11 protein-coding genes are annotated in these 15,328 nt (G+C 64.5%); 3 read left to right on the top strand and 8 right to left on the bottom strand.

Translation table 11 applies throughout. The features are described 5' to 3' along the window. Positions 1 to 61: 61 nt before the first annotated feature. Both ACS8YF_RS08985 and fsa read right to left on the bottom strand, forming a co-directional pair. Positions 62 to 997 carry a sugar kinase gene (locus ACS8YF_RS08985; RefSeq protein ID WP_440849883.1) on the bottom strand — a complete coding sequence of 312 codons (936 nt, stop codon included), beginning with the start codon at positions 995 to 997 and terminating at the stop codon, positions 62 to 64. An 87-nt stretch (positions 998 to 1,084) separates the two neighbouring features. Then, positions 1,085 to 1,741: a fructose-6-phosphate aldolase gene (fsa, locus tag ACS8YF_RS08980; protein ID WP_440849882.1), complete on the bottom strand. Its 657-nt coding sequence runs from the start codon at positions 1,739 to 1,741 to the stop codon at positions 1,085 to 1,087. A gap of 171 nt (positions 1,742 to 1,912) precedes the next feature. On the opposite strand from fsa, the gene xylB reads away from it, so the two are divergent. Further along, complete coding sequence (gene xylB / locus ACS8YF_RS08975; RefSeq protein WP_440849881.1) at positions 1,913 to 3,427, top strand: xylulokinase; 1,515 nt, start codon at positions 1,913 to 1,915, stop codon at positions 3,425 to 3,427. 375 nt (positions 3,428 to 3,802) lie between these two features. Here the strand turns inward: xylB and cyoD are convergent, their stop codons facing one another. From cyoD to cyoA, 4 genes are read right to left on the bottom strand one after another with little or no spacing between them, the layout of a single operon-like run. After that, positions 3,803 to 4,138, bottom strand: coding sequence for a cytochrome o ubiquinol oxidase subunit IV (gene cyoD, locus ACS8YF_RS08970; RefSeq protein ID WP_440849880.1), 336 nt, complete (start codon positions 4,136 to 4,138; stop codon positions 3,803 to 3,805). Beyond that, a complete protein-coding gene (gene cyoC / locus ACS8YF_RS08965; protein WP_109993569.1) occupies positions 4,135 to 4,740 on the bottom strand; it encodes a cytochrome o ubiquinol oxidase subunit III in 606 nt (201 codons plus the stop codon). The genes cyoD and cyoC overlap by 4 nt, the downstream gene beginning before the upstream one ends. Before the next feature lie 54 nt (positions 4,741 to 4,794). After that, positions 4,795 to 6,777 carry a cytochrome o ubiquinol oxidase subunit I gene (gene cyoB, locus ACS8YF_RS08960; RefSeq protein ID WP_440849899.1) on the bottom strand — a complete coding sequence of 661 codons (1,983 nt, stop codon included), beginning with the start codon at positions 6,775 to 6,777 and terminating at the stop codon, positions 4,795 to 4,797. Positions 6,778 to 6,819: 42 nt separating this feature from the next. Continuing rightward, positions 6,820 to 7,731: a ubiquinol oxidase subunit II gene (cyoA, locus tag ACS8YF_RS08955; protein WP_440849879.1), complete on the bottom strand. Its 912-nt coding sequence runs from the start codon at positions 7,729 to 7,731 to the stop codon at positions 6,820 to 6,822. A 434-nt stretch (positions 7,732 to 8,165) separates the two neighbouring features. On the opposite strand from cyoA, the gene ACS8YF_RS08950 reads away from it, so the two are divergent. After that, a complete protein-coding gene (locus ACS8YF_RS08950) occupies positions 8,166 to 10,463 on the top strand; it encodes a mechanosensitive ion channel family protein (protein WP_440849878.1) in 2,298 nt (765 codons plus the stop codon). A 379-nt stretch (positions 10,464 to 10,842) separates the two neighbouring features. Here ACS8YF_RS08950 and ACS8YF_RS08945 read toward each other — a convergent pair whose 3' ends face one another. Beyond that, positions 10,843 to 12,441, bottom strand: coding sequence for an isocitrate lyase (locus tag ACS8YF_RS08945; protein WP_440849877.1), 1,599 nt, complete (start codon positions 12,439 to 12,441; stop codon positions 10,843 to 10,845). 750 nt (positions 12,442 to 13,191) lie between these two features. Further along, a complete protein-coding gene (gene ald, locus ACS8YF_RS08940) occupies positions 13,192 to 14,310 on the bottom strand; it encodes an alanine dehydrogenase (RefSeq protein WP_440849876.1) in 1,119 nt (372 codons plus the stop codon). Positions 14,311 to 14,474: 164 nt separating this feature from the next. On the opposite strand from ald, the gene ACS8YF_RS08935 reads away from it, so the two are divergent. Continuing rightward, the gene (locus ACS8YF_RS08935; RefSeq protein ID WP_440849875.1) at positions 14,475 to 15,263 is read left to right on the top strand and encodes a gamma-glutamyl-gamma-aminobutyrate hydrolase family protein; all 789 of its coding nucleotides are present in this window, start codon (positions 14,475 to 14,477) and stop codon (positions 15,261 to 15,263) included. Positions 15,264 to 15,328 lie beyond the last annotated feature (65 nt).

Genomic DNA, 15,328 nt, shown 5'->3' with positions numbered 1-15,328 from the left:
GGCCCGCGCGGCGCTGGATCGGGGAATGAAGCGCAACGGCCATGCCGTCGGCGCGGGCGCGTCAGGCGTGGGCGGCGATGAACGCGTCGAGCTGCTCGCGTGTCGACGTCCCTTCCATGGCGCCCTGCCGGGATACGGCGCTCGCACCGGCCGCGTTGGCATAGACCAGCGCATCGGCCGCCGCCATGCCCTGGCTACGCAGTGTGCAGAACGTCGCGCCGAAGGAATCGCCGGCGCCCGTGGGGTCGACTTCCTCGACCTTGAAGCCGGGGAGTTCGCGCATGCCGCTGCTGTCGTAGTAACGACAGCCCTCGCCGCCCCGCTTGAGTACGACCTCGCCGACGCCGAGCTCGAAGGCACGCGCGACGGCGTCATCCTCGGCCGCGCGGTCCACAAGTACGTTCAGCTCGTCGTCGCTCGGCAGCAGAATGTCGGTCGACGACAGCAGGCCGGTCAGCGCCTCGCGCACACCGGGCCGGTCGAGCATTTCCTTGCGCACGTTCGGATCGAACGAGATGCGTCCGCCGGCGACCCTGACGCGCTCGATCGCGGTACGCGCGAGCTCGATCATGTGTTCGGAGAACAACGCCGTGCCGGCGACATGAAACAGCTTGCAACCATCCAGCACTGACGCGAACTGCCCCTCGGCAATCCGCGCGCAGGCCCCGTTGGCGATATTGAAGATGAAATCCCGCGAGCCGTCGTCGTAATAGGTCACGAACGCACTCGCGGTGGTCTCGTCCGCCAGCGTGGCGATCGACGACGTATCCACGCCATCAGCCTCGAGGCGCTGGATGAGCATGCGCCCGAAGGCGTCATCGCCCACCGCGCTGACCAGGGCCGCGGTCGAGCCGAGCTTGGCCGCCTGGTCGATGAAGATGGCCGGCGCACCGCCCGGGTAAGGGCCGGCGAATTGCCCGGCCTCGCCGAGGCTCTGATTCACGCGGGTGGCCATGAATTCAGCGAGCACCTCGCCGAAGGTCACGATATCGGTCATTGGCAAATGCGGTCTGTGGCTGGAGGCGCTCAGGCGGGCGGTGGGCCGGCGCTCCGCGCGACAGTGTGCGCGGAGCGCCGCAGCGCTTTACAGAATCGACTGCCCCGTCGCCTTCCAGTCGGAGACGAACTTCTCGAGACCGCTGTCGGTCAGCGGATGCTTGAACATCTGATGCAGCACCGCCGGCGGCACGGTGACCACGTCGGCGCCGGCCAGCGCCGCCTGCACCACGTGCTGCGCGCCGCGCACGGAAGCGGCCAGCACCTGGGTGTTGATGCGATCGTAGCTGCTATAGATCGTGTTGATGTCACGAATCAGCTGCATGCCTTCCTGACCGATGTCGTCCAGACGGCCGATGAACGGCGATACATAGGTCGCACCGATCTTGGCGGCCAACAGCGCCTGCGCGGCGGAGAAGCATAGCGTGACGTTGATTTGTTGACCGTTGTCGACCAGATTCTTGCCGACCTTGAGGCCAGCCGGCGTCAGCGGCACCTTCACGCAGACATTGTCGGCGATGGTGGCGAGCTTCTCGCCTTCCTTCATCATCGTCTCGTAGTCGGTGGCGGCCACTTCCGCACTTACCGGGCCATCGACGATCTTGCAGATTTCGGTGATGGTCTCGATGAAGTCCTTGCCGGCCTTGTTGATCAGGCTGGGGTTGGTGGTCACGCCATCGAGCATGCCCATGTCGGCAAGTTCGCGGATTTCGTCCACGTTGGCGGTATCGACGAAGAATTTCATGCTGGATCCTTTGCTGATTTATCGAGCCGAGGCGCGCACGGAGTATGTGCGCCTAGTGTATGGTTTCGGCCAGAATAACCGGTTTGGGCCTGGGCCTTCAGCATAATGCCATCATCGCCCGTGCCAAACATGGCAAGTTAACGCAAACTCGTGCACGAGGAGAATGCCCCAATGGTCGGCGACGCGCGCAAACTTTTCATTGGTCTCGACATCGGCACCAGCAGCGCCAAGGGCGTGCTGGTCGACGAGGCCGGCCGGGTCATCGCCCGTGCCTCGGGCGACTACCCCCTGCTCGTGCCGCGTCCGGGCTGGACCGAACAGGACCCGCAGGCCTGGTGGGCCGCGGCCGAAACCGTCTTGCACACGCTCGTCGCCAACGCGCAAGCCCCGATCGAAGCGATCGGCCTTACCGGGCAAATGCACGGCGCGGTCTTTCTCGACACCGAAGGCGCGGTCATCCGGCCGGCCATTCTCTGGAACGACCAGCGCACCGGCGACGCGTGCGAGGCGATAGAACGGGATGTGGGCAGCGCGAATCTGCGCCGCATCACCGGCAATCCGGCCCTGACCGGCTTCCAGGCGCCCAAGATTCTGTGGCTGCGCGATAACGAGCCCGAGCATTACGCGCGGCTGGCCCATGTGCTCCTGCCCAAGGACTATATCCGCTATCGGCTATCCGGCGCGTTCGCGACCGATGTCTCCGACGCCGCCGGCACCCTGTTGCTGGATCTGCAGGCACGCGATTGGTCCGACGACGTGCTGTCCGCGCTCGACATCCCGCGCGCGTGGCTGCCGCAGGTCTTCGAAAGCCCCGAGGTAACCGCCCGGGTTTCGGCGACCGGCGCCGACACGACCGGGCTGGCCGCCGGCACGCCGATCGTCGCCGGGGCCGGCGACAACGCGGCGGCGGCGGTGGGCGGCGGCATCGTCAAGACCGGGGTCGCCTTCGTATCGATCGGTACCTCGGGCGTGGTCTTCGCGCATAGCGAATCGGCGACACCGGACACCAGCGGCGAACTGCATTGCTTCTGTCATGCGGTGCCGGGCGCCTATCACCTGATGGGCGTCTCGCTGGCCTCGGGCGGCAGCCTGCAGTGGTTCGCCGATCGTATCGCCAGCGATGAAGCCGCGGTCGCCCAGCGCCTGGGGCGCAACCTGCATGAGTTGCTCGCAGCCGAAGCCGATACCGTCCCCCCGGGCGCGGACGACCTGTATTTCCTGCCCTATCTCGCCGGCGAGCGCACACCACACATGGACCCGAACGCGCGCGGCGCGTGGATCGGCCTGACGCTGTCGCACGACCGGCGACACATGGTGCGCGCCATCCTCGAAGGCGTGGCGTTCTCGCTGCGCGACTCCCTGGTTCGCATCGAGGCCCAGGGCGTGATGCCCGACAAGCTCATCCTGGGCGGCGGCGGCGCGCATAGCGACGTCTGGCGCCGTATTCTCGCCGCCGTGCTGAACAAGCCCGTCGCGGTGCAGCAGGACCAGGAAGGGCCGGCCTACGGCGCCACCGTGCTGGCGGCCGTTGGCGCGGGCGTACACGCGAATGTGGATGCCGCGGTCGCCGCCATGGTCTCGGCGCCCGAGCACTTCGAAGCGCCCGATGCCGCACTGGTGGCTGAATACGCGCCGCGCTACGCACGCTTTACCCGCCTTTATCCGGCGCTGCGCGATATCGACTGAGGCCAGCGATCGCACACGACCGGGCGATCGGACGGGGCGGAAACACGCCCCGGATTGGCAGAATATTCAGCGCGCCGATGAACACGGGGCGTCAACAAGGCCCGTTGACCGGCGGCGCAATATAGCGCGGCGCAAGCAGGCGACCCATGGCTGTTGCGGCCGTCCGCCTTGCGTCAATTCCTCATGGCCCTGGCGCCTTGGCGCCGGGCCGGGCGCAGCGCGCCTGTGCGAGCCACCCGAACTGCAGGCCGACGACCGCCATGCCGAACGAACCTGTGCGCATGTCAGCCCCGTCGCAGACGGCGTGCCCGGCTACTGACCGGCGCGCGGACCAACGGCCGGCCAGCCCAAGCCGAAGGCCGGCCATGCCGCGGATCAGCCTCCGCCCATCATCGTCCGCATTTCGAGGCTGTACATCAGCCAGAGCGTACCGCCGACCAGAATCGCCAGAATCACGATACAGAAAGCACCCGATCCGGCGTTCCAGGCATGCTCCTCGGAGAAGTCCAGATGCAGGAAGAAATACAGATGCACCAGTATCTGCACCACGGCCGCTGCCGCAATGAGAATCAGCGTGGCACCCGCTGACAGCCAACCGAAAGCCACCGCGCCGAAGGGAATCGCCGTGAGGATCAATGCAAGAACGAAACCGGTCAGATAGGTCTTGAGATTCAGACCGCCGAGTCGAATGTCATGGCTGGACGTGCTCATTGCATGAACCCCGAAAGATAGACCGTCGAGAACACCGCGATCCACACGATGTCCAGGAAATGCCAGAACAGCGCCAGACGCAACAGCCGCGAAGCCACCGGCGCCGTTACCCCCTTGATTGCCACCTGCCCGATCATGACCGCGATCCAGATCAGGCCGAAGGTCACGTGCGTACCGTGCGTACCGACCAGCGTGAAGAACGCCGACAGGAAGGCGCTGCTCCATGGGCCGGCCCCTTCCGCGACCAGTCCCAGGAACTCGCGCACTTCGAGCCCCACGAACAGGGCGCCGAATACGAAGGTAATCAGCAACCACAGCAATACCTGCGACTTGCGCCGGGCGTGCACGGACAGCAGCGCCATACCAAAGGTGATGCTGGAAAACAGCAGCGCCATCGTCTCGAAGAAGACATCGCGCAACTCGAACAGATCGCGACCCGAGGGACCGCCGTTGTAGTGATCGGATACGGTCACGAACATCGTGAACAGCATCGAGAAGATGATCACGTCGCTCATGAGATACACCCAGAACCCGAAGTTCACCAAGGTGTTCGGGCTGGATGCCGCTTGAACGTCGTTGGCGCCGGCGGCATGACTCGTCATAGTTGTTCCAAATCGCTCACGAAAACCTGAAAAGACAGGGGCTGCGGCGCGGCCCTAGGCGACGCCGGCTTCCTGCAACTTGCGATAGCGCTCGTTCTCGACGCGCTCCACCTCGGCCGCCGGGATGATGAACCCGACGTCATCCTGGCAACCGCGAATGATCACGGTCGCCAGCATGCCCAGCGCCGAGGCAATGCCCAGCCACCAGATATGCCAGATCAGCCCGAAGCCGAAGAAGAACGACAACGCACCGATAAGGAAGCCGGCCACGGTGTTCTTGGGCATGTGGATATCGTCGTACTGCGCCGGCCGCTTGTAGGCCTGACCGGCCTCCTTCATGGCGGTGAAGGCATCACGCCCTTCCACGCGGGGAATCACCGCGAAGTTGTATTCCGGCGGCGGCGAGGACAGCGACCATTCCAGCGTCCGCCCGTTCCAGGGATCGCCGGTCACGTCACGCAGCTGTTCGCGATTACGCACGCTCACGATCAACTGAATGACCATGCTGACCACACCGAACAGCACGACCAGAGCCCCGATGGCGGCCACGATGAGAAACGGCTGCCAGGCCGGGTCGTCGTAGGTGACCATTCGGCGCGGCATCCCCATCAGGCCCAACACGTACAACGGCATGAAGGCGAGATAGAAGCCGATGGTCCAGCCCCAGAAGGAACGCCGGCCCCATTTTTCGTCCAGCCGGAAGCCGAAGGCCTTCGGGAACCAGTAGTGGTAACCGGCGAACAGACCGAACAGCATTCCCGGGATCAGCACGTTGTGAAAGTGCGCCACCAGGAACAGGCTGTTATGCATCTTGAAGTCGATGCCGGGGATGGCCAGCATCACACCCGTCATGCCGCCGATAGTGAAGGTGATGATGAAACTCAACGTCCACAGGATCGGCAGGTTGAACGAGATCCGTCCGCGGAACATCGTGAACAGCCAGTTGTAGATCTTCACCCCGGTGGGCACGCCGATGACCATGGTCGCGATCGCGAAGATGGAGTTGCGCGTGGCGTCCTGGCCCATGGTGAAGAAGTGATGCACCCAGACCGTGAACGACAGCAGCGCGATCACGATGGTCGCCCCGACCAGCGATTTGTAGCCGAACACGCGTTTGTTGGAGTAGGTCGCGACCACTTCCGAGAACACCCCGAAGGCCGGCAGAACCAGAATGTACACCTCCGGATGACCCCACACCCAGAACATGTTCACGTACATCATCTGGTTGCCGCCGCCGCCCGACGTGAAGAAGTGCGTGCCGACGTAGCGATCCAGCGTGAGTAGCGCCAGCACCACGGTCAGCGCCGGGAAGGCCAGCACCATCAGGATATTGGTGCAGAGCGTGGTCCAGGTGAAGATCGGCATGCGCATGAACGTCATGCCCGGCGCACGCTCCTTGATGATAGTGACGAAAAAGTTGATGCCGGTCAGGGTGGTACCGATACCCGAAATCTGCAATGCCCAGATCCAGTAGTCCACGCCGACGCTCGGGCTGGCCGACAACTCCGAATACGGCGCGTACCCGGTCCAGCCTGCTTCCGAGAACTGACCGATCGCCAGCGATGCCATCACCAGCAGGCCAGCCGAGGCGGTCAGCCACAGGCTGATCGAGTTGACGTACGGAAAGGCGACATCGCGCGCACCAATCTGCGTCGGCACCGCGATATTCATCAGACCGATCAGGAACGGCATGCCCACGAAGAAGATCATCATGGTGCCGTGGCCGGTGAACAGCTCCGCGAAGTGCCCGGCCGGCAGATAACCGGACATGCCGGGGCCGGCGAAGGCCTGCTGGGCACGCATCATCAGCGCGTCGACGAAGCCGCGCAGCAAGAAGACGAAGGCGATGATGATGTACATCACGCCGATCTTCTTGTGGTCGACCGAAGTCAGCCACTCCTTGTAGAGATACTTCCATTGACCGAAGTAGGTCACCCCGGCGATGACCGACAGCCCGACCACCGCCATGAGGATGTCGGCACTGAAGATGATCGCGTTGTCGTAGGGGATCGCGTGGATCGTGAGCTTGCCAAAAATATCCATGGTGTTATCTCGCGGGTATCGCCAGGCCGGCGCGCGCTACTCGTGCGCCGCCGTCGGCGTGAGCTCAGCCTTCATGTCCGGCTTCATACCCGGGCTCTTCGCCGGGTGGAACTGGCCGATTACATCGGCGAACAGTCCGGACGAGACCGGCGCAAAGTAGATCGGGTTCTTGACCACGCTGGGCTGCGCGAACTGCTTGAACGTGCTCATATCCAGTGGTTTTCCCTGGGAACGGACCTTATCCAGCCATTGCTTGTAGTTCCGTTCGGTCATGGCCCGGGCGACAAAGCGGTTCTTGGCGAAACCGTGGCCGTTGTACTGGTAATTGCCACCGGCGAAGTCGCCGGTCTTGTGCGACATCAGATGCAGCTGGGTCTGCATGCCCGACATGGCGAAGATTTGCGTGCCCATGCGCTGGATCATGAACGCATTCATCACCGAGTTGGACGTCAGCCGAATGTTGAGCGGCACGTCCTTCGGGAAGGCGAACTCATTGACCGAGGCCACATGCTGGTCGGGATAGATGAACAGCCACTTCCAGTCCGTGGCCACGGCCTCGATCGTGATCGGCTTGGCGTCCGATTTGATGGCCTTGTACGGATCGAGGTCGTGGGTGGAGATCCAGGTCATCACCGACAGGATGATGAGGATCACCACCGGGCCGCCCCAGACGAAGATCTCGATCAACCAGGAATGGTCCCAGTCGGGCGAATATCTGGAATCGGTATTGGACTTGCGATAACGCCAGGCGATGCCGAACGTGAGCGCCACGATCGGAATCAGCACGAACATCATCAGCACGATCGTGAACAGCGTGATGTCGCGTTCGGTCTGGCCGACCGGGCCGACCGGCATCATGGTACTCAGGCTTGTACCACAGCCGCTGATCAGCAAAAGCAGAGCGGCGGCGGATACCCCCGAGGAAAAGCGAAAAATCTTGCCTAGCATTGCGTTATAAGCCCTGGAGTCGAACCGGACCGGGCACTCGCGGGTCAGGCCCGCCGGCCAAATCACGTATAAACGGCTTGGCCGGAACCCCATACCGACCATGACTCTGGCGCGGGCTGGCTATGCAGCCCGCGTTTAGGCGAAAAATACATCCGCCCGCCCACGCGGTCAATCTTCAACCAAAGTAGTATTCAGCGCGGTTTACGTCACTTTAAGCCGCAAACGAAACGAAACATAAACCTGTAGAAACATATGCTTTCCGAATCGGGCGGGCGAATCGGACGGCCCCGCCGCCGATCCAGCGCCCGGAAAAAATTTATCGCGCAATCGAGGTACGCTGGGGCCGGCGGCAGCATTTCATCGACCTTGTCCGGCGTACCCGCGTCGGCATGGCCGGCCGCTTGCGCCCTTTCGTTTTCATCCGAGTCCGTTTGATGCCGTTCGACGTGTCGCCGATCCGATCCCTGTTGTTGTCGCTGCTGGTGGCGCTCGCCTGCGTGGCGACGCCGGCCGCCGCCCAAGGTCTGGGCCTGGGGCTCGGGCACGCGCCCCAGGCCCAGACCCAGCCCCAGAACAAGCCCGACGCCAAGCAGTTGAACGCCTCGCTCGACAACATCATCAGCACGCTGGAGAACGACAACAAGCGGGCCGCGCTGGTCAAGCAGCTCAAGCAGCTGCGCGCCTCGACCCGGGCGGCGGCCAAGCACGAAAACCCGATTACCGGCGCCCATGGCGGCCTGCTCGGCGCTCTTTCGGATTCCATCAGCAATCTCAGCAAACAGGCCAGGGGCGGCGAGTCGCCCCTGGATATCTGGCGACGCAATGCACGCCAGGCGGCCACCAACGTCCGTGAATTGTTCGTCGGCGCGCGCCGGCAGGCCCTGGTGAGCAACATCGCCGAAATTGCATTCGGCCTGTCCATGCTCACGAGCGCCCTGGTGGTCATGACCCTCGCCGGGCGCAGTCTATTCGTGCGCCGAGGCTGGCCGATCAAGCTGCCGCCGGAGCCAAGACCCTGGATGCTGCTGGCCCACTTCTGTCGCCGGGTAACGCCCTGGGTCGTCACGTTCGCGGCACTGCTGGCGGTGATCCATCTGGTCCAGCCCGCGGCGCCGGCCAGCGCCACCTTGCTTGTCATAGCCTACGTCGGCCTGTGCGGGCGCTTGCTTTCGACCGTCTTCGATGTCGTGATCGCCCTGTTCACCCGCGGCCATCGTCGTGTGGCGGTGTCCATCCTGCACGACAAGGCCCTCGGGCCGCTGTTTTTCATCGGCGCCCTGGTCGCCTTCGGCGATGCGGTCAACAGCGCCCGCCTTTCGGACCTGCTGGGCGCCAGCCTCGCGGACTGGCTATCCGTGGTGGCCAACATGCTCGCGGGATTGTCCAGCGGCGCCCTGATCCTGCGCATCCGGCGTCCGGTGGAGCACCTGATTCGCAACCGTTCGCTGGCCAACCGACGCGATCGCGGCGGTTTGCGGGAACTGGTGTCGATCAGCGCCCAGCTCTGGCACGTGCCCGCCCTGCTGCTGATCACCGCGTCGCTCGCCGCCATTTTCCTCACTGGCGGGCAGGCACACGCGGCCTTTGCGCGCGCCATGATCTGCACGGTTCTACTGGTGCTGACCCTGGTAACCACCGGCATCATCCGGCGCCAGCATGAGCGGGCCGCGCGGCGACCGCGCAAGACCCCCTATGCCGGGCGGTTCCGCAATTTCGGCTTCACGCTGGCACATGGCATTGCCTGGCTGGCCTTCGCCGAATTGTCGGTCCGGGTGTGGGGTTTTTCGTTGTTCGGCATCGGCGAACACGGAGCGGTCAGCGGCGAAATCGGTCGGGCCCTGCTGGGGGTCGGGCTGACGATCGTGCTTGCCTGGCTGATCTGGATCGTGGTCGACACCGCCATCCATCGTGCGCTGCATGGCCGTGGTGCGCACGGTCGCCGACGCAATACCAATCGCGCGCAAACCATCACGCCGATGATCCGCAACCTGGCGTTATTCGTGATCATTATCGTGGCCGGCATCGTCGGGCTGGCCAACCTCGGCGTGAATGTCACGCCGCTACTCGCCGGTGCCGGTGTAATCGGCATCGCGCTCGGCTTCGGTGCCCAGAGCCTGGTGGCCGATCTGATCACCGGCATCTTCATCCTGATCGAGGATTCGCTGGCGGTCGGCGATTTCGTCGAAATCAACGGGTTCATGGGCACGGTCGAGGGGCTGAATCTACGCGCCGTACGCCTGCGCGATCTCGATGGCGTCGTGCATATCACGACGTTCTCCCACATCGACGCGATTCACAACATGTCGCGCCAGTTCGGCATCGCCCTGATCAAAATCCGCATTCCGCACGACCTGCGCATCGACGACGCCATCGAGCTGATGCGGCGCACGGCGTCCGACCTGCATCGCGACCCGTTCATGCGCGGGCTGATCCGTTCGCATCTGGAGATGCAGGGCATTCACGAGTTCGATAACGGCTGCCCGATCCTGCGCATGCGCCTGCGTACCGCGCCGGAATATCAATGGGACGTATCCCGTGCCTTCAACCTCGCGTTGAAACGCCGGATGGAAAGCGAATACATCAATCTCGGCGCCCCGCGCATGAGCGTTTCCATGGAAGCCGGCGGCGGCGCACGCTATGACAAGCGCGGCAAGACCGGCGAAGACGAGCCGAGCGCCACCGTGGACTGGCCGATGGACAACCAGGCCTCGCCATCGCCCGACCCGGGTTGACGCCCCGGTCGCGGGCCGCGGCGCCCCCGGCAGGCCAAAAGACGGGGCCCGAAGGCCCCGCTCCTGACCGCGGCGGTCGAAGTCACCGCGGGTCCAACACCCGGTCCAGACCAGGGCCTGTTGCCGTCTCGTGCGAGTCCGCGCCAAGCGCTGTTTTGCGGCAAGACGAGGCGTAGTGCGCGCCGTGCAGTCACTCTGCACAAGCGGGCTACAACGCTGGATTGCCGCAAAACAGCGCTTGTCCCGAAGGGTTGGGCCGCAAATCGCGCTCGGCGGCGTTGCAAGTCTTGATCGTGGCACGCCACGATCAGCGACTCGCGCCTTGCCGAACACGATTTGCGGTCTCCAACGCGGCGCTCGCACGAGGCGGCAACAGGCCCTAGCCAAACTGGTTCATGGTGTTGTGCGCCCCTCCCGCCTTGAGCGCGTTCTCGCGGGAGAAGAACTCCTTGTGATCGTCGCCGATGTTGGAACCGGCCATGTCCTGATGCCTGACGGTCGCAATGCCATCGCGGATCTCGACCCGCTGCACATCGCGCACGTAAGCCAGCATGCCGTCGTCGCCGAAATAATGACGGGCCAGCTGGTCGGTGGACAACGCCGTCGTGTGATATGTCGGCAGCGTGATCAGGTGATGGAACACACCGGCGTGCCGTGCGGCATCGCGCTGGAAGTTCCGGGTCCACTCGTCGGCCACCCGGGCCAGCTCGGTGGCATCGTACTCGGCGGCCATCAACTGGGCGCGATCGTAGGCCGACACATCCCTGCCTTCATCGGCCCATGCGTCATAGACCTGCTGACGGAAGTTCAGCGTCCAGTTGAACGACGGGCTGTTGTTGTAGACCAGCTTGGCGTCGGGCACTTCTTCGCGAATACGATTCACCATGCCCCCGATGTGGTCCACATTCGGCGTGGAGGTCTCGATCCAGAGCAGGTCGGCACCGTTTTTCAGGCTGGTGATGCAATCCAGCACCACGCGGTCCTCGCCGGTGCCCTTCTTGAACTCGAACAGACCCGAAGCCAGGCGCTTGAGGCGCACCAGCTTGCCGTTCTGCTTGATCACCACATCCGATGCGTTGATCTCGGACGGGTCGGTGATCTCCTCGCCGTCGAGATAACTGTTGTACTGATCGCCCAGATCGCCCGGCGCCTGCGACACCGCGATCTGCTGGCTCAGGCCCGCACCCAGCGAGTCCGTGCGCGCGACGATCACGCCGTCGTCCACACCGAGTTCCAGGAACGCGTAGCGCACGGCGTTGATCTTGGCCAGGAACGCCGCATGCGGCACCGTCACCTTGCCGTCCTGATGACCGCACTGCTTGACGTCCGAGACCTGATTCTCGATCTGGATCGCACAGGCCCCGGCCTCGATCATCTTCTTGGCCAGCAGATAGGTCGCCTCCTCGTTGCCGAAACCGGCGTCGATGTCGGCGATGATCGGGATGACATGGGTTTCGAAGTTGTCGATCCGGCTCTGGGCCTTCTTCGCCGCCACCTCATCGCCGGCCTCGCGGGCGGCTTCGAGTTCGCGGAAATAATGGTTGAGCTCCCAGGCATCCGCCTGCTTCAGGAAGGTATACAGCTCCTCGATGAGCGCCGGCACCGCCGTCTTTTCGTGCATCGACTGGTCCGGCAACGGGCCGAATTCACTGCGCAACGCGGCCACCATCCAGCCGGACAGGTACAGATACCTGCCCTTCAGACTGCCGAAATGCTTCTTGATCGAGATCGCTTTCTGTTGGCCGACGAATCCATGCCAGCAGCCGAGCGACTGCGTGTAGCAGGCCGGGTCGGCATCGTAGGCGGCCATGTCCTCGCGCATGATTTTCGCCGTGTAGCGCGCGATGTCGAGCCCGGTATGAAAGCGGTTCTGCGCACGCAGACGCGCAGCATGCTCGGGATTGATGGCACGCCATGGCTCGCCGAAGCGCTCCCGCAGCGACGAGATATCGCTGATGTCGTTTCTATAGTCGGACATGATCAGACTTCCTCTTGAAAACCAGCACCGCACAACGGCCGATATATCAGGCAATAATTCTTTTCCCGCAGCCGATGGAGCCAAGTCTAGAGGGGTGCTCTTAATATGAATAGAAAATGAAATCTATTTCCGACATTCACAACATGAATATTGCGTCACCGCTCAGGCATCCCGATATCCGGCCAACCTGCCTCACGACCGGCTCGACCAGCGGTTCGGACCGGGGCCATTGCCGCTCCCTGCGACGCGACGTTGCGGCCGCAACCAGGCCCGGCCGGACGACGCCGGCTACGCGTGTGCTGCATTGCCCCCCCCGGTGGGGGCGCCGGAAGGCGCGGCGGCTGTTTCCTGCCATCCCGCATTGCCCGCGCCTGCGGCACCGGCGTTGTATCGCCCGACGCGCCGGGCCCGGAAAACGATTGAACGCTGGCGGGCAACCCGCAGTGCGGCGGTGCGTGCAACGACAACCAAGCCGATACGCTAGGGCCTGTTGCCGTTTTGTGCGAGTCCGCGCCAAGCGCTGTTTTGCGGCAAGACGAGGCGTAGTGCGCGCCGTGCAGTCACTCTGCACAAGCGGGCTACAACGCTGGATTGCCGCAAAACAGCGCTTGTCCCGAAGGGTTGGGCCGCAAATCGCGCTCGGCGGCGTTGCAAGTCTTGATCGTGGCACGCCACGACGCGGCGACTCGCGCCTTGCCGGACACGATTTGCGGTCTCCAACGCGGCGCTCGCACAAAACGGCAACAGGCCCTAGAGCCCCAGCGCGGCCTCGGGGGGTACATGGTCGTAGCCGTGGCGCTCGGCCACCGGGGCACAGGTCACCTGCCCGGCATGCACGTTCAGCCCGCGCCGCAGATGCTCGTCGTCGGCCATTGCGTTTTTCAGGCCCCGATCCGCGAGCGCGACGACGTGGCCCAGGGTGGCGTGATTGAGCGCGAATGCCGACGTACGCGGCACCGCGCCCGGCATGTTGGCCACGCAGTAGTGCACCACGCCGTCGACAATATACGTGGGCTCGGCGTGGGTGGTCGGCCTGGAGGTCTCGAAGCAACCGCCCTGATCGATGGCGACATCCACCAGCACCGACCCCGGCTGCATGCGCGACACCCATTCAGCGCTGACCAGCTTGGGGGTTTCCGCGCCCGCCACCAGGACCGCACCGATCACGGCATCCGCCGCGAGCACCTCGGTCTCGGTGGCGGCCGCCGTCGCATATACGGTGCGCAGCGACGGCCCGAACCGCGCAGCCAGACGCCGCAACACGTTGACCTGGCGATCGAGCACGACCACATCGGCGCCCAGTCCCAGCGCCATCGTGATCGCGTTCTCACCAACCACGCCACCGCCGATCACCACCACCCGCGCCGGCGACACCCCGGGCACGCCCCCCATCAGCACCCCGCGCCCGCCGCTGATCTTCTCCAGGCTTTGGGCTGCAGCCTGCGCGGCCAACCGACCGGCCACCTCCGACATTGGCGCCAGCAACGGCAATCCACCGTGGTCGTCGGTGATCGTCTCGTACGCCACGCAGCTCGCGCCGGAGGCGACCAGATCAGCGGTCTGCGCGGCGTCGGGCGCGAGATGCAGATAGGTGAATAGCAGTTGGCCCGGGCGCAGGCGCTTGCGCTCCCCGGGCTGCGGCTCCTTGACCTTGACGATCATGTCGGCCGCCTTGAACACCGCCACCGCATCGTCGGCGATAAGCGCCCCGGCCTGCGCGTACTCGCTGTCCTCACAACCGATACCCAGCCCGGCCGTCGTTTCCACGAGCACATCGTGGCCGCGCTTGACCAGTTCACGCACGCTGTCCGGCGTCAGGCCGACGCGATATTCATGATCCTTGATTTCCCTGGGGACACCGATGTGCATGGCTCGCTCCTGTGTGGTTGGGCGCCGATGCGCGTGCCCTTATGATAACCGGCCCTGTCACCGTGGGCCGACCGCCGCCGGCACGAACGATGCCAACGACCACGTTGACCGGCCCCCTCAATTTGTGATCACAATTCATCCGCCATCGTTTTCCAGGACCACTCATGTCTTCACTCCGCCCCCGGATCGGCGTGCCCGTCGACTGCAAGCTCATCGGCACCGACCCCAGCCACGTCGTGGGCGAGAAGTATCTCGCCGCGGTCGCCCATGCGGCCGATTCCATCCCGCTGGTGCTGCCCGCGCGGGCGGCCGGCGCCGAACAAGCGTCGCTCGAGACCCGGATCAGCGCCGACGACCAGCTCGTCGATCTCGACGGCCTGTTCCTGACCGGCAGCCCATCGAATATGGAACCCTGGCGCTATGGCAGCGATGCCCCGGGCGTGGGGCCGTTCGACCCGCAACGCGACGCCAATAACCTGGCACTGCTCGGCGCAGCGATGGCGCGCGACATGCCGGTATTCGCCGTCTGCCGCGGCTTCCAGGAACTCAACGTGGCCTGCGGCGGCACGCTCTACACCGCCGTGCAGGACGTGCCGGGGCTGTCGGATCACCGCGACGATCACGATGCGCCGCGCGAGCGCCGCTATGCGCCGGCTCATCCGGTGGAACTGGCCGGCGACGGCTGGATGGCCGAACTGCTCGACATGCAGGAGATCTCGGTCAATTCCCTGCACAGCCAAGGTATAGACCGCCTCGGCACCGCGCTGCGCGCCGAAGGGCGCGCGCCCGACGGCCTGGTGGAAGCGGTGCGCCATCGCGACCTGCATTTCGTCGCCGGCGTGCAATGGCACCCGGAATGGCGGTACGGCGACAACCCGGTATCGATGGCGCTGTTTCATGCCTTCGGCGAAGCCTGCCGCGTCTTTCGCCAACAGCGGCTGAGCGGCGACTGACTACGCCCGGCGCGAGGCGGCGTTCGTGTCGGATTACGCCTGCGGCCAATCCGACCTGCAAGGCT

It is taken from the genome of Salinisphaera sp. SWV1 (assembly GCF_052044155.1).
Classification (GTDB): Bacteria; Pseudomonadota; Gammaproteobacteria; order Nevskiales; family Salinisphaeraceae; genus Salinisphaera.
The sequence above is the reverse complement of the archived record's forward strand: the minus strand, read 5'-3'. Positions and strand labels throughout refer to the sequence as shown.